Genomic DNA, 19,099 nt, shown 5'->3' on the forward strand with positions numbered 1-19,099 from the left:
CGCCTCACCGGGTCACCTCCGCGAGCGGCCGGATCGCCTCGGCCGGACATACCTCGGCGCACTCGCCGCAGCCGGTGCAGCGGTCGGCGATCACCAGCAGCGGGATCCGGCCGCCGGGCGTGGGACGCAGGCAGCGCTCGGGGCAGGTGCGCAGGCACGCCCCGCAGGCGGTGCACGCGGTCGTCACGACGAAGGGCCCGTCCATCAGAAGACCTCGCTCTTGTAGCCGCGGGGCGTGACCATGCGGCCGGACGCCATGCGGGTCCGGCTGGTGCCCACCAGGACCAGGGTGGTCATCTGGACGGTCGCGACATCGAGGGCGCCGAGGGTCGTCACGGTGACCGCCTGGCCGGGCCGCTCCGCGTCGCGGACGATGCCCACCGGGGTCTCCGGGTCGCGGTGGCGCAGCAGGATCTCGCGGGCCCGGGCCAGCTGCCAGTCACGGCCGGCGCTGCGCGGGTTGTAGAAGGCGATCGCCAGGTCGGCGCGGGCGGCGGCCTCGACCCGCTCCTCGATCAGGTTCCACGGGGTCATCAAGTCCGACAGGGAGATCGAGCAGTGGTCGTGGCCGAAGGGGGCGCCGAGGATCGCGCTGGCGGCCAGTGCGGCGGTCACGCCGGGCACGACGACCACGTCGATGTCGGGCCCCGCGTGTTCAATGGTCGGAGAGGCCATCGCGTACACGCCGACATCGCCGGAGCCGACCAGCGCGACGGCGCGCCCTTCCCTGGCGAGTTCGACGGCGCGTACGGCGCGTTCGACCTCCTGGCCGAGACCGAAGGTTTCGAAGACGGCACCGCGCGTGGTCCAGCGGGCGGCCTGGTCCACGTAGGGGCCGTAGCCGATGACGACCTCGGCGGCGGCGAGTTCGGCGGCGGCGCGCGGCGTGGTGAGATCATCGGCCCCGGGCCCGAGTGAGACGAGGGCCAGGCGGCCGCGGGCGGGTCTGCGGGCGATGGCGACGGTGGCCATGGGGCTGCGGCGCTTGGCGACCACGAGTTCCCCGCCGAGGTGGAGGGCGGCGGCTTCGGCCACGGACGGGGTGCCGACGGCGGCCAGAACGACTTCGGACGGGTTGGGGACCTCGATGGCGGCGAGCGCTTCAGCAGGAAGGTGCACGACGGGCCAGCCGCGGGCGGTGACGGCCTCGTTGATCCCGGTTTCATCGGCCTTGAGATCGACCGTGGCGGCGGTGTGGACGGCCAGTGGGGAGAGCCCGGCGGCGGCGAGGGCCTGATCGATGAGGTCGCCGACCTCGGCGGCGGTGACGCCGCGGGAGGAGCCGATGCCGATGACGAGCGAGGGGGGTCGATAGAAGACGGTGGGGACCTGAACGGCGGTAATGCGGTCGCTGACGCGCAGGAGCGGCGCGGTGGGGTCGTCGGTGACCGGGGCGGGGACCGGTCCGAGCGGCCAGGGAAGGTCGCGCTCGATCCGGACCGGGCTTCCGGTCAGGACGTGGCCGCCGACGGCGGCGAGGTCGCCTTCGGCCCGGATGCCGAAGCGCTCGCCGAGGGAGCCGAGGCTGGGCAGCCCCGCGGCCTCTGAGGCGGTGGTGATGACCGGAGTCGCTGCAAGGTGGGCGGCGATGCGGTCGGCCAGGGCGTTCGCACCGCCTTCGTGGCCGCCGCAGAGGCTGACGGCGAAACGGCCGGCGTCGTCGACGCAGACGACGGCGGGGTCGGTTCGCTTGTCGGCCAGGTGCCGGGCGATGAGCCTGACGGCCGCGCCAGCGGCCATGACGAGGACGAGCGCGTCGGCTTCGCCCCAGGCCTCGGCGAGCAGGTCGCGCGGGCGTCCGGTGCGGTGCTCACCGCCGACGTGGGCTGCGAGGTCGGCACCGAGGCGGCGGCCGGTCTCGGTGGCTGCCAAGACGATGGTGCGGGGCGCGGTCACGGGTGTACTCCTTGGACGAGCAGGACGGGATTGCGCGGGGCGAGGCGGTGGCCGTCGCCGAGGGGCACGAGCTCGGCGACTTCGATGAGCTGGCCGCTCGCGGTCCAACCGGCTGCTTCGAGGCGGTTCATGACCGGCCCGACGCGTTCGATCGTGGCCAGCGCGATGACGATCCGGTCGCGGCAGCGGGTCGTCGCGACGTCGATGATCGCTTCGAGGTCGGCTCCTCCCCCGCCGATGAACACGGCGTCGGGGTCGGGCAGGGTTTCGAGTGCGGCGGGGGCGCGGCCCTGGACGGCACCGAGCCGGACATCGTGGGCGGCAGCGTTGGCGCGGGTCCGTTCCACTTGGGCCGCATCGTCGTCGATGGCGATGACGCCCGCGCCCAGGGCGGCGGCTTCGACCGCGACGCTGCCCGATCCGCAGCCGACGTCCCACAGCAGGCGGCCGGGTCCTGGACCGAGCCCGGCGAGTACGGCGGCGCGTACGGCGGGCTTGGTGATCTGCCCGTCGCGGTGCTCGAAGTCCTCGACCGGGCGGCCCCAGAGTGCGGTGGTTCGGCTGTGGGCCAGGAGTGTCGGTCCGGCGGTGTCGGCCTGGTCGAGGATCAGCATGACGTTCGGGTCGGCGAATCCGCGGCCCGCGGCTTCGGTGAGATCACAGTGGACGATGGTCTCGTCTTCGTGGCCGAGTCGGGCTGCGACTACGACGTTTCTCGGGCCGCAGCCGGAGTCGAGGAGTTCCTGGGCGATGCTGGCGGGGGTGTTCTCGGTGTCGGTCAGGATCGCGACCTTGCCTCCGGCGAGGCCGGTGGCGACGGCGGGTCGCCTGTTGCGGCCGTGGGCCGAGACGACGCGGGCGTCCTCCCAGGTCATGCCGATTCGGGCGAAGGCTCCGGCGACCGAGGAGGCGGCCGGGTGCACTTCGAGCGGCCGGTCGAGTTCGGCGAGGCGGCGGAGGATGCCGAACCATCCGGGGTCGCCCGAGGCGAGGACGGCGACCGGGCCGGGCACGGCGGCGATGCGTTCGAGTACCGCGTTGAGATCTCCGGCGATCGGGATGGTCGGCACGGTGCCGGGGGCGTGGGCGGCCAGGTGCCGCTTGCCACCTGCGATGGCTTGGGCGTCTTGGGGAATCGGGCGGGCCAGGAGGCCGTCGGGACCGACGCCGATCACGATCACCGGGGCGGTCATGGCCGCGCCCACAGGGCCGGGTCGGTTCCGGTCGCGGCGAGGCGCTCGGGGGCCCGGGTGCTCCAGGCGACGGGGTTGAGGTCGTCGAAGTCCACGAGTACGGCGTCGACTTCCAGTTCTCCCCCGCAGTGCCGGGCCCAGGCGGCCAGGTTGATCGCCACGTCGTCGCAGAGGGTGTCTCCGGCCGCCGTCAACAGTCCGCGCTGGGACCAGAGTTCGTAGGCGTGGCGGCCGGTGTTGGCTTCGCCGACCGCTGCCACCAGGGCCGCGTCGCCGCCGGCCCGCGCGGTGACCTCCGCCAGGTAGCCGGTGTCCACTCGCGACTTGGTGTAGTGGGTCATCATGACCCCTGCTCCGAGCTTGGCCAGTTTTCCGGCCATGCCGACGAAGACGAGGCGGCGCAGACCGGCGTAGACGCAGCGTTCGACGGCGGCGCCGGTGAAGTCGCCGACCTCGGTGAAGCAGACTTCGTCCAGGCCGGGCATGAGGCCGATCGCGGCGCGTTCGGTCCGGCCGCCCGTGGTGAGCACGCACGTGTCGAGGTTCGCGGCGGCCATGACGTCGACCGCCTGGAGCACCGAGGCCCGCCATGCCGCAGTCGAGAAGGGACGGACGATGCCCGTGGTGCCGAGTATCGAGATGCCGCCTAGGATGCCCAAGCGCGCGTTGGTGGTCCGCTTGGCCATCTGCTCGCCCTCCGGAACCGAGACCACGACGTCGACGCCGCGGTCGCGGTACGGGTCGCAGACCTCCTCGACGGTGATGCGGATCATCTGCCTGGGCGTGCCGTTGATCGCCGGCCCGCCGACCTCCAGGCCCAGGCCGGGCCTGGTCACGACGCCGACGCCGTCGCCGCCGTAGAGGTGGACGCCGGGCTCGTCGCTCCAAGCGACCGTGGCGGTCAGGTGCGCGCCGTTGGTGACGTCCGGGTCGTCCCCGGCGTCCTTGACCACTACCGCCTCGGCGGCGTCCCCGAGCGTCTCGCAGCGGTCGACCGCGAACTCGACGCGGCGGCCGACCGGCAACCAAACATCCACTGTGCTACTGCGTTTCCCGGTGGCGAGCAACAAGATCGCAGCCTTCGCCGCGGCGGTCGCGCACGCGCCCGTGGTGAATCCGGTGCGCAGGGCCTTACCGTCGCGGATCTTCGCGGTGCGCGGCAGGTCGGGTTCGACGAGGTCGCGCGGCGCGGACGGAGGCGGGGAGGCGCGGTCGACGTGGACCGGCCCGGCCTTGGCGCGCTTGGGAAGCCGGGACGGGAAGGAACGCGCGGGCCCTTCGCTCACGCCGTCCTCGCCGGGCGGTAGGTATGGGCGAAGCCCGGCGAGTACAGGTGGCTGCGGGTGCCCTGGGCGCCGAGGGCGGGGCCGACGAGGACCAGGGTGTGCATGGTGACCTTCATGGCCCGGATCGTCGCGGCCAGTTCGTCGAGTCGGCAGGTCTCGATGCGCTCCTCGGGCCAGGTCACGCGGTAGCCGACGACGCACGGCGTCTCGGGCGCGTACCCGCCGCCCAGCAGTTCGGCCTGGAGCCGCTTGGGCCGCGACGCCGACAGGAACAGCGCGAGCGTGGTCCCGTGGCGGGCGAACGAGGCCAGGTCCTCCCCTTCGGGCATGGGCGTGCGGGTGGCCATGCGGGTCATCACGACCGATTGGGCCACTTCGGGAATGGTGAGTTCACGCGCGACCGCGGCGGCGGTGGCGGCCACCGAGGTCACCCCCGGGACCACCTCGATGTCGGCGTCCAGTTCGGCGACGGCCTCCAACTGCTCCTGCATCGCCCCGTAGATGGACGGGTCGCCCGAGTGGAGGCGAGCGACGATCAGGCCCTCGGCGGCCGCGCGGCGGTAGACGTCCAGGACCTCTTCGAGTGTCATGGTCTTCGAGTCCAGGACCTCGGCGCCGGGGCGCACGTAGTCGAGGACGTCCTCGTGGACCAGGCTGGAGGCCCACACGACGATGTCGGCCTCGCCGATGACCTTCGCGGCCCGTACGGTCAGCAGGTCGGCCGCGCCGGGTCCGGCGCCCACGAACCAGATCTTCGCGCCGCTCACGTTCGCTCCTGTCGTTCGGGGGTGACGATGACCGTGGAGAGGTAAGGGGCGGGACTGTGCGGCACCTCGGCGCGGACGTCCTCGTCGGCATGGCCCAGGTGGGCGCCGAACACGGCGCGGTCCAGCGCCCCGGCCTCCTCCAGCACGGCCCTGATCTCCGGAAGCTTCCTGCCGCCCTTGTAGAGCACGACCGTGCCGCCGCTTGCGATGGCTTCGCGGATGCGGCCGGTCCCGGCGGTCATCGGCATGAGCTGGAGCGGCTCGTCGTGCTCGCACAGCACCGTGCCGGTGCGGGAGGCCAAGTCCTGCATGGCCGTGATGCCCGGGATCGTCCGCACAGCGGCGTCGGGGACGAGGCGGCGGACCTCGCGGGCCAGATAGGCGAAGGTGGAGTAGACGTTCGGGTCGCCGATGGTCGCGAACGCGGCGGTCCCGCCGGCGGCGACTACCTCGGCCACCTTGTCGGCCGCCCTGGCCCAGGCGATGTCCCGGTGGTCCTTGTCGAGTTCGAACACCAGGCGGTGGATCGGCTTGTCATGCGGCACATGGTGGGCGACCACGCGTTCGGCGTAGCCGGGCTCGTCCGGGGACGAGGAGGCCGCGACCGGCACGAAGATGCGGTCGGCTCGCAGCAGGCCGTCGCGGCCCTTGACGGTGATGAGGTCGGGGTCGCCGGGTCCGGTGCCGATCCCGATGAGAGTGCCGCTCATGCCAGTTCCTCCTTGCGGTGCGCGTATGACAGTAGAAACCGTGCCATCTCCGGCGCTGCGGCCCAGGCCGTATGGAGATAACTGGCATGGACGCCGCCGCTGTTGAAACCCTCCAGCCCGTGATCCCCGAGGTCCCAGGCCGGGCGGCTCCCCGCGCGCGGCCGCACGACGGTGCGATGGAACTCGTGGCCGCGCACCTCGAAGTCCTCCGGGCCGAGCGGTCCTGACGAGGCGGCACGGGCGGCGCGGTACCCGAGGGTCAGATGATCGGTGAACTCGGCGTCGGCGGGCACGAGGCCGACCATCTTCTCGCTGTCGAGGCTGCGGCACAGATACAGCAGGCCGCCGCACTCGGCCACGATCGGACCGCCTGATGCCGACAGCGCGCGCAGATCGTCGGCGAGACCGGTGTTGGCGGCCAGTTCCGATGCGTAGGCCTCGGGGAAACCGCCGCCGAGATAGGCCGCGACGGTCCCTTCGGGCAGGGCCTCGTCGTGCAGCGGGTCGAAGTCGGCGACATCGGCCCCGGCCGCTTCGAGCAGTTCGCGGTGTTCGGTGTAGACGAAGGTGAAGGCCGGGCCGCCCGCGACGGCGACGACGGGGCGAGTCGCGTCGGCAAGGCCGAAAGGAGGCCGCCAGGGGTCGGCGTCGAGCGCGGGTGCGCTGCGGGCGAGGCGCATCACCGCCTCGAGGTCGATCCCCTCCTTCAGCTTGCGCCCAAGAGTGTCCACGAGTTCGAGGGCTTCGGTTCGCCGTTCGGCCGCCGGAACGAGCCCCAGGTGCCGCGAAGGCGTTGCGACGCGTTCGCTGCGCCGCAACACCCCGACCACCGGTATTCCCAACGGTGCCAGCGCCTCCCGCAGCATGGCCTCGTGCCGGTCGGACGCCACCTTGTTGAGCACCACACCGGCGATGCGGATCGACGGGTCGAAGCTCGCGAAGCCGTGGACCTCGGCGGCGACCGAACGCGACTGCGACGCGGCGTCGACGACGAGCACCACTGGAGCGTCGAGCAGCCTCGCGATGTGGGCGGTGGAGGCCTCGTCGGTTCCGGCCCGGCCGTCGAACAGGCCCATGACGCCCTCGATCACGGCCACATCCGCGCCCGCCGCACCGTGCGCGAACAGGGGCGCGATCAACTCGGGTCCGTGCATGAACGCGTCCAGGTTGCGCGGGGGCCGCCCGCTGGCCAGCGCGTGGTACCCGGGGTCGATGAAGTCGGGCCCTACCTTGTGGCCGGAGACGCGCAGGCCCAGGCCGCGCAGGGCGGCCATGAGACCGGTGGCCACAGTGGTCTTGCCAGAGCCCGAACGGGTCCCGGCGACCACGAGGCGCGGCACGGTCACCATTCGATGCCCTTCTGGCCGCGCCAGCCCTGGTCGAGCGGGTGCTTGACCTTGGTCATCTCGGTGACCAGGTCGGCGGCCTCGATCAGTTCTGGAGGAGCGTCGCGGCCGGTGATCATGACGTACTGCCACCCGGTGCGGCCCCGAAGGACCTCAACGACTTCGGCGGTGTCGACCCAGCCCCACTTCATGGGGTAGGTGAACTCGTCGAGCAGGTAGAAGCGGTAGCGTTCCTCGGCCAGGCAGCGCTTGACCTCTTCCCAGCCTTCGCGGGCGAGGTCGGCCGATTCGGCGAGGTCGCGGCTGGTCCAGGACCAGCCGTCGCCCATCTTGAACCAGTCGATGCCGCCGAGCTTCTCGGCGGCGGCCTGCTCGCCGACGCGCCACTTGCCGGACTTCACGAACTGGAAGACCGCGATGGGCCAGTCCTGGCTCCACGCGCGCATCATCATCCCGAACGCGGCGGTGGACTTGCCCTTGCCGGTGCCGGTGTGCACCATCAGGAGCGGGACCTCGCGCTTGCGCCGCCGCGGCTGGGTGTCGGCGGTGGCGTCGGCGGTGGCGCCGTCGTATTGGCTGCGTTCGTCGGTCATTGATTCCTTCTCAGCGTCCGGTGGCGAGGCGGATGGTGCGGGCGAGTTCGCCGGAGGCGAACCGTTCGAGTTCGACGCAGGGCGCGGCGAGGTGGCGGGCCAGTTCGGCGGCCAGGCCGGTGCGGACGAACCCGGATTCGGTGTCCACGACGAGGGCCGGGACGTCCTTGGCCGCCAGGTGGGCGGCGGCCTGGCGGGACTCGGCGACCGCGTCGGTGGTGGCGTTGGCGCGTCCGTCGGTGACGGCGACCAGGAGCGGGCGGCGGTCGGGGTCGCGGCGGGCGTGGCGTTCGATGACGGCGCACGCGTGGAGGAGCCCGGCGGCGAGCGGGGTGCGCCCGCCGGTCGGGAGCACGGCCAGGCGGCGATCGGCGAGCTCGACGCCGGCGGTGGGCGGCAGCACGGTCTCGGCGTCCCTGCCGCGGAAGGTCACGAGGGAGACCAGGTCGCGGCGTTGGTAGGCGTCGAACAGGAGGGCGCGGACGGCGCCCTTGACGGCGCCCATGCGGCGGCGCGCGCCCATCGAGCCGGAGGCGTCGACGCACAGGACGATGAGGTGGCCCTGCTTGCCGGAGCGTTCGTAGTGTCGGAGGTCGGAGCGGCGGATCGTCATCGCGCCGAATGCCGACGAAGGTCCTCTGAGGCCGAACCGGACCGGATCGCGCGGTGTCGCCCCGGCCCCGGCCGCCCTCGCGCCCGGCGACATTGCGCGGCGGCCGGTCGCAGCCGCGATGAGCGTTGCCGAAACCGCCAAGTCGGCGGCGCGCGCGGTCTCACCCGACAGCAGCGGACGGGTCCTTACCGCCGCGCCCCGGCGCGAGCGCCCTCTACTGCGGCGGCCAGAAGCCCCGAACCGCCGCTGCGGGGCGGTCAGCAACGTCGGGGCGGCTGCGGTCTCTTCTGCGGCTTCGACTCGGCCGGACGGTGCCGGCGACCGATCGTCGGCCGGTGTCGACGGCGCTTCCCCAGCTGACGGCCGTTCGGTGTCGTCGGACCGGGCCGGTCCGTCGGATGCCGACGGTTGCGGCTGCGGACCGTGCGGCGGTGCAGCGGATCGGTCTCCCGGATCGGACTGCGCCGGGCCTGACCCGTTCGGATCGTCATCGCCGTCATCGGGGCCGTCGTCCGGTCCGTCATCCGGGTCGTCCTGGGGCGGTTCGGGTTCGTCGTCGCCGAGGAGGCGATCGAGTTCATCTTCGTCGATGCCCGGGTCGTCGAACGGACCGCGGCGCCGCCGGTGCGGCAGCGCCAGCAGGCAGGCAGCGCGCACGTCGGCGCGGGTGACCTCGGTGCGGCCGTTCCAGGCCGCGAGGGCGGCGGCGGTGCGGGCGGTGACGATGTCGGCGCGCATGCCGTCGACGCCGAAGGCCGCGCAGACCTCGGCGATCTTCAGCAGCCAGAAGTCGACGAGCGCGACCTTTTCCAGCAGGTCGCGGGCGGCGACCAGCCGTTCGGCGAGGCGCTTCCCGTCTGCCGCGAAGCGGTCGGCGAAGGGCTCGGGGGCGGCGTCGAACGCGAGGCGGCGGCGCACCACCTCGGCGCGCTGGTGGGCGTCGAGCGGGGCGGTGACCTCGACGGTGAGGCCGAAGCGGTCGAGCAGCTGGGGCCGCAGTTCGCCCTCTTCGGGGTTCATGGTGCCGACCAGTTGGAAGCGGGCCGGGTGGCGGGCCGAGACGCCCTCGCGCTCAACGTGGTTGACGCCCATGGCGGCGGCGTCGAGGAGCGCGTCCACGAGGTGGTCGTCCAGCAGGTTGACTTCATCCACATAGAGCAGTCCGCGGTGGGCGCGGGCGAGCAGGCCCGGTTGGAAGCTGCGGACGCCGTCGCTCAGAGCCCGTTCGAGGTCGATCGAGCCGATGAGCCGGTCCTCGGAGGCGCCGACCGGGAGCTCGACCAGCGGGGTCGGCCGGTGCTGGACGGGCGCGTCCTCGCAGGTCGGGCACAAGTCGGCGGGAAGGTCCGGCGGGCAGTTGTAAGCGCAGCCGGCGCGGGTGGCGATGTCGGGCAGCAGGGCGGCGAGGCCGCGCACGGCGGTCGATTTGGCCGAGCCCTTGGAGCCGCGGACGAGGACGCCGCCGATGCGGGGGTCGATCGCGCCGAGCAGCAGCGCGGTGGTCAGCTGCTCGGAGCCGACGAGGGCGGTGAACGGGTAGGTCATGCGGAGTCTCCTCCGCGGTCCTCAACGGCGCCTTCGGCTTCCAGGTGGGCCTCACGCAGCTGGTCGAGCAGGTCCGGGTCGGGTTCGCTCCACAGTCCACGCTGGACGGCTTCGAGGAGCCGCTCGGTGATGCCGTGCAGGGCCCAGGGGTTGGACTCGGAGACCCAGTCGCGGACCTCGTTGTCGAGGACGTAGGCGTGGGCGACCTTGGCGTACTGCCAGTCCTTGACGACGTTCGCGGTGGCGTCGTAGCCGAACATGTAGTCCACTGTGGCCGCCAGTTCGAAGGCGCCCTTGTAGCCGTGGCGCTGCATGCTGGCGATCCAGCGCGGGTTGACCACGCGGGAGCGGAAGACGCGGTCGACCTCCTGGCCGAGGGTGCGGGCGACCGGGCGCGAGGGGTCGGAGGAGTCGCCGATGAAGGCCTCGGGGGCGGCCCCGGTGAGGTGGCGGATCGCGGCGATCATGCCGCCGTGCTCCTGGAAGTAGTCGTCGGAGTCGAGGATGTCGTGCTCGCGGGTGTCGGTGTTCTTGACCGCGACCTGGACGCGCCGCAGGTTGGCGTGCAGGTCGGCGTGGGCCTCGACCCCGTCGAGGCCGCGGCCGTAGGCGTGGCCGGACCAGACGGTGAAGACCTCGGCGAGGTCGGCGGTGTCGCGCCAGTTGCGGGCGTCGATGAGCGGCAGCAGGCCGGCCCCGTACGCGCCGGGCTTGGCGCCGAAGACGCGCGCGGTCGAGCGCCGCCGGGCCGCGGCCTCGGGGACGCCTTCGCCTTGCAGCCGCCTCTGGTCGGCGAGGGCGTGGGCGCGCACGAAGTTCTGGTCGAGAGGTTCCTCCAGGGCCGCGACAGTCTCGACGGCGCGGTCGACGAGGGCGACGAGGTGCGGGAAGGCGTCGCGGAAGAACCCGGAGATGCGGACGGTGACGTCGATGCGGGGGCGGCCGAGGTCGGCGAGGTCGATGACCTCGAGGTCGACCACGCGGCGGGTCTCCTCGTGCCAGACCGGGCGGACGCCGAGCAGGGAGAGGATCTCGGCGATGTCGTCGCCGTGGGTGCGCATGTTCGCGGTGCCCCACACGACGATGCCGACGGTCTCGGGCAGGACCCCCCGCCGCTCCTCATGGGTCGCGAGGAGGGCGTCGGCGAGCTTGACCCCGACCTCCCAGGACAGGCGGCTGGGCAGGCTCTTGGGGTCGACCGAGTAGAAGTTCTTGCCGGTCGGGAGCACGTCGAGGCGGCCGCGGGTGGGCGAGCCGGAGGGCCCTGCGGGCAGGTACTCGCCGTCCAGGGCCTCCAGGAGCCTGTCGATTTCAGCCGCTGAGCCGCGCACGCGCGGCACGACCTCGGTGCAGGCGAAGCGGAGCACGTCGGCTACGGACGGCGCGGAGCGGCCGAGCCGCTGCTCGACGATCCGATCGGCGGTCTCGGGGGCCCAGCCGGTCTCGGCCAGGTCCTCGACCATGGCGCCGGTGAGGTGGTCGATCCGGTCGAGGACGTCGCCGCGGGTCGCTGCAGGGCCTGGGGCCAGGCGGGTGAGACCGACCGTGTCGGCTTCGACGCGGACGCCGCCGCCCCGGGTCAGTTCGGCCTCGTCGAAGCCGAACTCGGCGGCGACGGTGGAGCGCAGGCCGGGCGTGTCGCCTTGGGACAGGCGCAGGATGGCCCTGACCAGGCCGCGCAACTGCTCGCCCTCCGGCGGCGCGCCGAGGATGTGGAGCCCGTCGCGGATCTGGAGGTCCTTGATCTCGCACAGGTGGCCGTCGACGTGAGTGATGAGGTCGCCGAAGTCCTCTTCGCCGGGCATTGCCTCGACGTCGAGTTCGCGGGCGATCTCGGCTTCGACCAGGAGCTGCCAGATCTGGTCGCGGATCGCTGGGAGCTTGCTCGGGTCCAGCAGTTCGAGCTCGGCGTACTCGTCGAGCAGCTGCTCCAGTCGGGTGAGCTCGTCATAGGTCTCGGCGCGCATCATCGGCGGGACGAGGTGGTCGACGATGACGGCGTGTGCGCGGCGCTTGGCCTGGGTGCCCTCGCCGGGGTCGTTGACGACGAAGGGGTAGAAGAGCGGCACGTCGGTCAGGGCCGCGTCGGTGGCGCAGGAGGCGGAGAGGCCGACGCCCTTGCCGGGCAGCCATTCGAGGGTGCCGTGCTTGCCGACATGGACGATCGCGTCCGCGCCGAAGGCGCGGGTCAGCCACCAGTAGGCGCCCAGGTATTGGTGGGTGGGCGGCAGATCGGGGTCGTGGTAGATCGCCACAGGGTCGTCGCCGAAGCCGCGCGGGGGCTGGATCGCGAGGACCACGTTGCCCATGCGGAGCGTGGCGGTCACGAGGTTGCGGCCGTCGGGGGTGAGCAGGACCTCGCCTGGCGGCGGACCCCATTGGGCCTCAACGGATTCGCGCAGATCATCGGGGAGGCGCTTGAACCAGGCGGCGTAGTCCTCGACAGGGAGCTTGGCGTCGGCGGCGGCCAACTGGGCGTCCGTGAGCAGTTCGGCGTCGAAGCCGCCCCGGTCGATCAGGGCGTGGATGAGCGCGTCGGAGTCCTCCAGCAGGTGGGGGTCGACGTCGCCGAGGTCGTAACCGGTCGCCTTCATGCGCCGCAGCAGCGCCGCGCAGGAGGCGGGGGTGTCGAGGCCGACGCCGTTGCCGATGCGGCTGTGCTTGGTCGGATAGTTCGACAGGACCAGCGCGACCCGCTTGTCCGAGCGGGGAACTCGGCGCAGGCGGGCGTGGCCGATCGCGATGCCGGCGACGCGTTCGGTGCGTTCGGGGTCGGCGGTGTAGCGGACGACCGGGCCGCCGATGCGGTCGTCGTCCTCGGTGAGTTCCTTGAAAGAGAAGGGGACGCCGATGATGCGGCCGTCGAACTCGGGTAGCGCGATCTGCATCGCAGTGTCCATCGGGGACAGACCGGTGATGCTGTCGGCCCAGGTCTCGCGGGAGCCGGTGGAGGCGAGGGCTTGGATGACCGGGACGCCGAGGCGTTGCAGCGCTTCGGCCTTCCAGGTGGGGGTGTCGGCGGCGGTGGCGCCGCCCATGGCGAGGACGGTCACGACCAGCGCGTCGGGCCGGACCCCGGCCTCGTCCAGCATCGACAGGAGGCCGACATTGCCGTCGGCGTCGGGGCGCAACGAGTAGCAGTGCAGCCCGATCGCTTGGGCCCCTTGGGCTTCGATCGCGTCGATGAGCGTGTCCACGAAGCCGGTGTTGCCGCTGACCAGGTGCGAGCGGTAGAAGACCACGCCGATGAGCGGTCGTTCGGGATCGACGGCGGCGAGCGGGTCGGTGTGGTGCGGGTGGTAGGCGCCGTGGTCGGGCAGCTCCAGCGGCGACTCGAAGCCGAGGCCGGTGAGCAGCAGCGTGTCCGAGAGGAACCGCAGGAGCTGCTCGGTGTTGTCGACGCCGCCGAGGCGCAGGTACTCGAAGGCCTGGGCGAGCGCGGCGGTCGGGGCCGTCGACAGGGCCGTGAGCTCGGCATCCGGCGAGCCTTCGCCAGAGAGGGCCAGCAGCGGGATTCCGGCAGCGACGCATCGCTCGCGCAGCTCGTCGAAGAGGTCGGGGAAGGCTGCGCGGCCGCCGAGGAGCCGGGCGACGACAACCTTGACGTCGGCCAGCGCCGCGTCGAGCCAGCCCTCGTTGCCTCCCGCTCGGGCGGGGTTGAGCGCGCGGAGCTTCGGGGCGTCTTCGGGGAGGCGGTCGACCGCGCCCGCCGCCGCGAGGATCTCGGTGTCGGCGGTGGTCAGGAACAGGATGGTGTTCAAGGGTTCTCCCCAGTCCAGGCGCGCGGCGCGGGTGCGCCGCCCGGCGGTGCGACCGGCAGGTCGGTCGGTGGACCGTCGGCCAGCAGCGTTTCGAGCGCGTTCACGTCGAGGTGGTCGGCGATCAGGTCGCCAAGGCGGTCAAGGCGCTGTTCCCGGACGGCGGCGAAGGGCTCGTCCCCGGGTTTCCAGTCGAGCCCGGCGGCGTCGGCCACGATGGAGAGGAAGGCGCGGCGGGCCTCGTCGTGTTCGAGGACGCTGTGCCAGCTGGTGCCCCACACCGCACCTACCGCGCAGCCTTCGTCGGTGCCGTCGGCGTCGCGCAACCAGGCCTTGCCGCCGTCTGCTGCGGGCCTGCCGTGCCGGATGGAGTAGCCGCCGACGGGCATGTCGCCGAGGCCTGGGGCGGAACCGCTGTGGATCTTGAGGGTCTTGTCCTCATGGAAGACGGTGACGACCGGGAGCAGGCCGAGGCCTGTCGCGGTCCCTTCGCGGCTTTCGATGTCGTCGATTATGGTGCGGCCGAGCATCTGGTAGCCGCCGCACACGCCGAGGATCGGGCCGCCCGCGGCGGCGCGGTCCGCGATCGCCTCGGCCAGGCCGGTTTCGCGCAGCCAGGCGAGGTCGCCGACGGTGTTCTTGGTGCCGGGCAGGATCACGAGGTCGGCGCGGCGGACGTCGGCGGTCGAGGTGGTGAACCGGACCTCGACCCCGGGTTCGGCGGCGAGGGCGTCGACGTCGGTGAAGTTGGAGATTCTCGGCAACCGCACCACTGCCACCTCCAGACTGTCGGACCCCAGTGGTGCAATTGAGGGCAGGGGCCGGTCGAGGGCGAGCGAGTCCTCGGCATCGAAGTCGAGTCCGTTCAGGTGCGGAAGGACACCGAGGCAGGGACGGCCCGTGAGCTGGCGCAGCTGCTCCAGCCCCGGCTCGAGGACGGCCGGATCGCCGCGGAAGCGGTTGATGACGAAGCCCGCCACGAGAGCCTGGTCGTCGGGCTCCAGCAGGGCCAGGGTTCCGTAGAGTGAGGCGAGCGCCCCGCCCCGGTCGATGTCGGCGATGAGAACGACCGGCATGTTCGCGGCACGGGCGAGACCCATGTTGGCCAGGTCGTGCGGACGCAGGTTGATCTCGGCGGCGCTGCCGGCGCCTTCGCAGACGACCGCGTCGAAGCGTCCCTTGAGGCCGTTGAGGGCGTCGAGGACGGCCGGGAGCAGGGCGGTCCGGCGCCGGTGGTAGTCGCGGGCGCCGGCGTCGAAGGCGGGGCGGCCCATGACGATGACCTGGCTGCGGTGGCCGCCGGTGGGTTTGATGAGGATCGGGTTCATGGCGGTCTCGGGCGGGATGCCGCAAGCGGCCGCCTGGGCGGCCTGGGCGCGGCCGATCTCGCCGCCGTCGATCGTGACGGCCGCGTTGAGGGCCATGTTCTGGGCCTTGAACGGGGCGACCGAGACGCCTTGGCGCTTGAGGTAGCGGCAGACGCCCGCGGTCAGGACGCTCTTGCCGACATCGGAGGCGGTGCCCGCCAATAGGATCGCGCCGCTCATGCGGCCCTCCCGGAGGTGCGGTGCTCCGCGGATCGACGGCTCCGCGACCAGGCGATCGCGGCCGCACCGACGGCCGCCGCGGCGGAGACGGCCGCCGCGAGGCGGTTCGCGCGGCGAAGGTCGGCGACCGTGGGGGCCGGGCCGTCACCCATCGCGGGCCGGGTGTCGGTGTGGCCGGGGTAGCGGTTCTGGCCGCCGCCGAGGGTGCGGTCGAGAGCCCCGGCGAAGGCGGCCTCGACTTGGCCTGCGTTGGGGCTCGGGTGCGCGTCGCCGTCGCGCCGCCAGATACGCGCGGCCTCGTGCGGGGAGCCGCCGACGATCGGGGCGAGGACGACCGCCAGCGCGGCCGCGATCCGGGCGGGGATCCAGTTGGCGACGTCGTCGAACCTGGCTGCGGCCCAGCCGAAGCGGCGGTAGCGGGGCGACTTGTGGCCGATCATCGCGTCGAGGGTGTTGGCGGCGCGGTAGCCGGCGAGTCCCGCAGGCCCGGCCAGCGCGCCCCACCACAGTGGCGCGACAACGGCGTCGGAAGTGTTCTCGGCGACCGATTCGAGGGCTGCGCGCACGAGCTCGGCCTCGTCCAGGCCCGAAGGGTCGCGGCCGCACAGTGCGGGCAGGCGGCGGCGGGCGTCGTCGAGGTCGCCGCGTTCGATGGCGGCGGCGATCCCGGCGGCCTCGCGTCGCAGCGACCGGCCGCCGATGACGGTCCAGGTCAGCGCAGCGGTCAACGCCGCCCGGGCCCAAGGCCGAGTGGTGGCGCGGTCAGCGGCCGCCGCCAGGGCGGCGGTCCCGGCGACGAGGGCTCCAGTGTGGAGGGCCCCGACCGGACGGGAGTCGCGCCAGGTGCGATGTTCGGCCTTGGCGGCGAGCTGCCCGAATCCGGCCACGGGGTGTCCGCGTTTCGGGTCGCCGAAGACGAGGTCGGCGGCGTAGCCGGCGAGGATGCCGATCGCCCGGGCGCTCATCGCGGTCCTCCGGCCGCGGCGTTGAGGCGGCGGACCGTCCAGATGCCGCCGCGGCAGTGCAAGACCGAGACTGAGCAGGGTGCGACGTCGAGCCGCCAGAACGCCGTGTCGGGCGCTTCGAGGACGTTCGCGATGGCGGCCTTGATCGGGCCGCCGCTGGTGAACACCACCCGGTGCTCCCCCGCATCCCCGATCGACGACATCGCCTCCTGGACGCGCTTTCGCAGACCGCCCAGGTTTTCGCCGCCGGGCGGTGGCGACGCAGGGTCGTCCAGCCAGGCCTGCAGGCGTTCAGGGTCGCGTTCGCCGATCTCGGTCAGGGTCGCGCCGGCCCAGGCGCCGAAGTCGAGTTCGGACCAGCGCGGGTCGGTCCCGTGAGCTTCGAACCCGGCCAGTTCGGCGGTGCGGCGGCACCGCGCGGCCGGGGCACTGATCGCCCCGACCGCGGGCAGTCTGCCGTTCAGAGCCGCCGCCTCGGCCTCGCCGGCCGTGTCGAGCGGCTCGTCGAGCGGGAAGGCGTGGCGGCGGGTCGCCTCGGTCGGGGCGTGGCGCACCAGCGTCAGACGGACCACTCCGCTCACGCCGCCGCCTTCCGCGCGGCCCGGTGCCACAACCAGGCGAAGCCGACGGCCAGGCCGAGCCACAGGATCGCCTGCGTCCCCATGGAGGCCAAGCGGAAGTCCCACAGCAGATCGGCGGGCACCTCGACCGGGTCGCCGTTGGCGGGCAGGGCGAAGAACAGCGCCGTGTAAAGGACGACTGCCGCCGCGCCGACCGCGAGCTGTCGCGGCACGTCGTCCATCCCACGGGTTCGCAGTTTGCGCGAGGCCAGGGTCAGCAGCAGCGCCAGGCCGATCGAGACGACCAGCGCGCCAAGGAACCAGCCGGTGCGGGCGTTGACCGTGGCGGGGTCGCCGACACCGGGCGGGTTGGGCGGGTACTTCAGGGCCGGGAACAGGCCGGCGGCGGCCCAGACGGCGAGGCCGAAGCCCAGGCCCGAGCGCCAGCGGTCGCGGGAGCCCTTGGCGAGCAGACCGAAGGCGAGCCCGAACAGGCCGCCATAGGCGGCGCCGACCAGGGCGGTGCCGACCGGCAGCAGCGCCTGTTGCACTGAGCGGTCGACAGTGAACTCAGCGTCATGTTCGTGGGCCGCGTCGGCCGATTCGTGGGCAGCGGCGTTGGCCTGCTCTTCGAGCGCGATGGCCTCCCCGAGGGGGACCTCGCCGACGAGCAGTGCGAACACCCCGGCCACCAGACCGGCCAGCAGCCCCGCCGCGAGTCCGCGGCGAAGACTGTCGGTCAGCATCAGTGGCAGGGGAATCCGAGCAGATGCCGGGCATCGTGGAAGGCCTCGTGGAGGACCGGGAGGCCCCCCGTCAGCGTGCCCTGTTCGAACGCGACCAGGAACACCGTGGCGGTGAGAGCGAGCGCCAGCAGGGCAATGCGACCCAGTCTCGGTGCCGTTTTGGGCATAGTGGTGGTAATGGCAGTCATCGCGACCTCCGCGGGGATCCGCGTCCCCTCAGTCGTGACGGAAGGCTCCAGTGTTCTGGCTCCTCGGATCGACGCCGTCCACCCGGCCTTCCCAAGTCCGAAGACTCAGTGACCGCGCTCCGTCCGGCCAGAACCTTCGGTTCTGGGGCGGGCGACTCCCCGAATACAGTGGCGGGACCGCCGCAGAATCACACTGCGTTCCTGATTGCCTCCGTCGAATGGAATCCGAAGGTACCGCATGCCCTGGGCGGTGTCCACCCCCAACCGCCAGGTGAGAATCCTCCCACTGGCGCCGGTGGGGCCGCGCAGTCCGCTGCGCCTCCTTGGACTTGGAACTCGTGCTCGCTGGCGCGTTCGAGAAGACCTGGCTGGGTTGGTCGGTTCAGCTGAGTTGCCCTGCGGCATCGAGTTTGTCCTGGCCCCAGGCCCAGCCGTGGTCGAGGGCGTAGAGGCCGATTGCGACACGTTCGATGAACGCCCATTCCCAGATCGCCTGCCCATCGGCGCCGGAAGCTTCGGCCAGCATCGAGCACCACTGGCGTGCTAGGGCTCGGGAGGCGCCGCCTTTGAGCTCGTCTTCGCCGCCGGACATGATCGCGCCGAGGTCGTAGGCCGGCTCGATGAAGAGACCATCAGGGTCGACGAACGCGAACCCGGACTCGGCGCCCGGGCGAGGCTCTGGAACCTGGAGCGCGTTGCCTGCATGGGGATCACCATGGGCATGGACGGCGTGGGCAGGGGCGAAGGCCGCGGCGCGTCGATCGCAGTAGCGCTTGGCGCGGGCGACGACCTCGGCCGGGCACGGTCGCTCGAGTTTGTCCCATAGCTGGTCGACCAGCCAATGCCGTTCCTGTGCTTTCTGCGCACCGGTCTTGATGTCGTAGGTCGTCGGCAGAGCGACCGTCCAGGCTTGGCGCAGCGTTGTCACCAGTGTCGTCATGACCCTTTCGGTCGACCATCCCATGTCGCTCAGGGGCGTTCCTAGCGCTTCGAGCAGGATCGCGTTCTTGTCGCGATCGACGGCGATCGCACGCGCATAACCGCGGCCTTCCGCCCGCTCCAGCACCCCGATCTGGTCGTCTTCCCAGGGCATGGGCGCCATCAGCTTCAGGACCGCCTTACCTCCGTCTGCGGTGCGCGCTCGGGCGACGATGCCTTCGTTGGCGTTGAGGAAGGGTTCGCCCACGGTGATGTGCCACTGCTGTTCGATGGCGGCGATCAGTTCATCCAGGTCGGCTAGCCACTGCCGTGCTTCGTCTCCAAGATGTTCGGCTCTGGTCCGGGCGGTCGGGCTGATCATGATGCGGCTACGGCTCATGCCACGATCTTGGAGGGGATGCGGCGCCTCGTCCAGCCCATTTCCTTTTGCGCGCTTGCACTAGGGCG

The 19,099-nt window shown here is 72.2% G+C and carries 16 protein-coding genes and 1 riboswitch; all 16 genes read right to left on the reverse strand.

What is annotated here, in order from left to right; all coding sequences use genetic code 11:
* Positions 1–4 precede the first annotated feature (4 nt).
* Complete coding sequence (locus O1R50_RS19925; protein ID WP_270111937.1) at positions 5–205, reverse strand: 4Fe-4S binding protein; 201 nt, start codon at positions 203–205, stop codon at positions 5–7.
* Positions 205–1,896, reverse strand: coding sequence for a precorrin-3B C(17)-methyltransferase (gene cobJ / locus O1R50_RS19930; protein WP_270111938.1), 1,692 nt, complete (start codon positions 1,894–1,896; stop codon positions 205–207). Before cobJ ends, O1R50_RS19925 begins: the two co-directional genes overlap by 1 nt.
* Positions 1,893–3,089 (reverse strand): precorrin-6y C5,15-methyltransferase (decarboxylating) subunit CbiE, encoded by a 1,197-nt coding sequence (gene cbiE / locus O1R50_RS19935; protein ID WP_270111939.1) that lies wholly within the window; start codon positions 3,087–3,089, stop codon positions 1,893–1,895. Before cbiE ends, cobJ begins: the two co-directional genes overlap by 4 nt.
* Positions 3,086–4,252 carry a cobalt-precorrin-5B (C(1))-methyltransferase gene (locus tag O1R50_RS19940; protein ID WP_408612758.1) on the reverse strand — a complete coding sequence of 389 codons (1,167 nt, stop codon included), beginning with the start codon at positions 4,250–4,252 and terminating at the stop codon, positions 3,086–3,088. The genes cbiE and O1R50_RS19940 overlap by 4 nt, the downstream gene beginning before the upstream one ends.
* A gap of 119 nt (positions 4,253–4,371) precedes the next feature.
* The gene (gene cobM / locus O1R50_RS19945) at positions 4,372–5,142 is read right to left on the reverse strand and encodes a precorrin-4 C(11)-methyltransferase (RefSeq protein ID WP_270111941.1); all 771 of its coding nucleotides are present in this window, start codon (positions 5,140–5,142) and stop codon (positions 4,372–4,374) included.
* A complete protein-coding gene (cobI, locus tag O1R50_RS19950) occupies positions 5,139–5,852 on the reverse strand; it encodes a precorrin-2 C(20)-methyltransferase (protein ID WP_270111942.1) in 714 nt (237 codons plus the stop codon). Before cobI ends, cobM begins: the two co-directional genes overlap by 4 nt.
* On the reverse strand, positions 5,849–7,201 hold the full coding sequence (locus tag O1R50_RS19955) for a cobyrinate a,c-diamide synthase (RefSeq protein ID WP_270111943.1): 1,353 nt from the start codon (positions 7,199–7,201) through the stop codon (positions 5,849–5,851). The genes cobI and O1R50_RS19955 overlap by 4 nt, the downstream gene beginning before the upstream one ends.
* Positions 7,195–7,791, reverse strand: a complete 597-nt coding sequence (cobO, locus tag O1R50_RS19960) for a cob(I)yrinic acid a,c-diamide adenosyltransferase (protein ID WP_270111944.1) — start codon at positions 7,789–7,791, stop codon at positions 7,195–7,197. The genes O1R50_RS19955 and cobO overlap by 7 nt, the downstream gene beginning before the upstream one ends.
* 10 nt (positions 7,792–7,801) lie before the next feature.
* Positions 7,802–9,949 (reverse strand): magnesium chelatase subunit D family protein, encoded by a 2,148-nt coding sequence (locus O1R50_RS19965; protein WP_270111945.1) that lies wholly within the window; start codon positions 9,947–9,949, stop codon positions 7,802–7,804.
* Positions 9,946–13,710 carry a cobaltochelatase subunit CobN gene (cobN, locus tag O1R50_RS19970; RefSeq protein ID WP_270111946.1) on the reverse strand — a complete coding sequence of 1,255 codons (3,765 nt, stop codon included), beginning with the start codon at positions 13,708–13,710 and terminating at the stop codon, positions 9,946–9,948. Before cobN ends, O1R50_RS19965 begins: the two co-directional genes overlap by 4 nt.
* Positions 13,707–15,254 carry a cobyric acid synthase gene (locus O1R50_RS19975; protein ID WP_270111947.1) on the reverse strand — a complete coding sequence of 516 codons (1,548 nt, stop codon included), beginning with the start codon at positions 15,252–15,254 and terminating at the stop codon, positions 13,707–13,709. The genes cobN and O1R50_RS19975 overlap by 4 nt, the downstream gene beginning before the upstream one ends.
* The gene (locus O1R50_RS19980; RefSeq protein WP_270111948.1) at positions 15,251–16,219 is read right to left on the reverse strand and encodes a cobalamin biosynthesis protein; all 969 of its coding nucleotides are present in this window, start codon (positions 16,217–16,219) and stop codon (positions 15,251–15,253) included. Before O1R50_RS19980 ends, O1R50_RS19975 begins: the two co-directional genes overlap by 4 nt.
* Positions 16,216–16,800: a histidine phosphatase family protein gene (locus O1R50_RS19985; protein ID WP_270111949.1), complete on the reverse strand. Its 585-nt coding sequence runs from the start codon at positions 16,798–16,800 to the stop codon at positions 16,216–16,218. The genes O1R50_RS19980 and O1R50_RS19985 overlap by 4 nt, the downstream gene beginning before the upstream one ends.
* Positions 16,797–17,525, reverse strand: a complete 729-nt coding sequence (locus O1R50_RS19990; protein WP_270111950.1) for a CbtA family protein — start codon at positions 17,523–17,525, stop codon at positions 16,797–16,799. The genes O1R50_RS19985 and O1R50_RS19990 overlap by 4 nt, the downstream gene beginning before the upstream one ends.
* Positions 17,525–17,713: a CbtB domain-containing protein gene (locus O1R50_RS19995; protein ID WP_270111951.1), complete on the reverse strand. Its 189-nt coding sequence runs from the start codon at positions 17,711–17,713 to the stop codon at positions 17,525–17,527. The genes O1R50_RS19990 and O1R50_RS19995 overlap by 1 nt, the downstream gene beginning before the upstream one ends.
* 26 nt (positions 17,714–17,739) lie before the next feature.
* Positions 17,740–17,967: riboswitch (cobalamin riboswitch) on the reverse strand.
* 128 nt (positions 17,968–18,095) lie between these two features.
* On the reverse strand, positions 18,096–19,031 hold the full coding sequence (locus O1R50_RS20000) for an aminoglycoside phosphotransferase family protein (RefSeq protein ID WP_270111952.1): 936 nt from the start codon (positions 19,029–19,031) through the stop codon (positions 18,096–18,098).
* Positions 19,032–19,099 lie beyond the last annotated feature (68 nt).

Origin of the sequence: Glycomyces luteolus (assembly GCF_027622875.1) — a bacterium.
Lineage (GTDB): Bacteria > Actinomycetota > Actinomycetes > Mycobacteriales > Micromonosporaceae > Glycomyces > Glycomyces luteolus.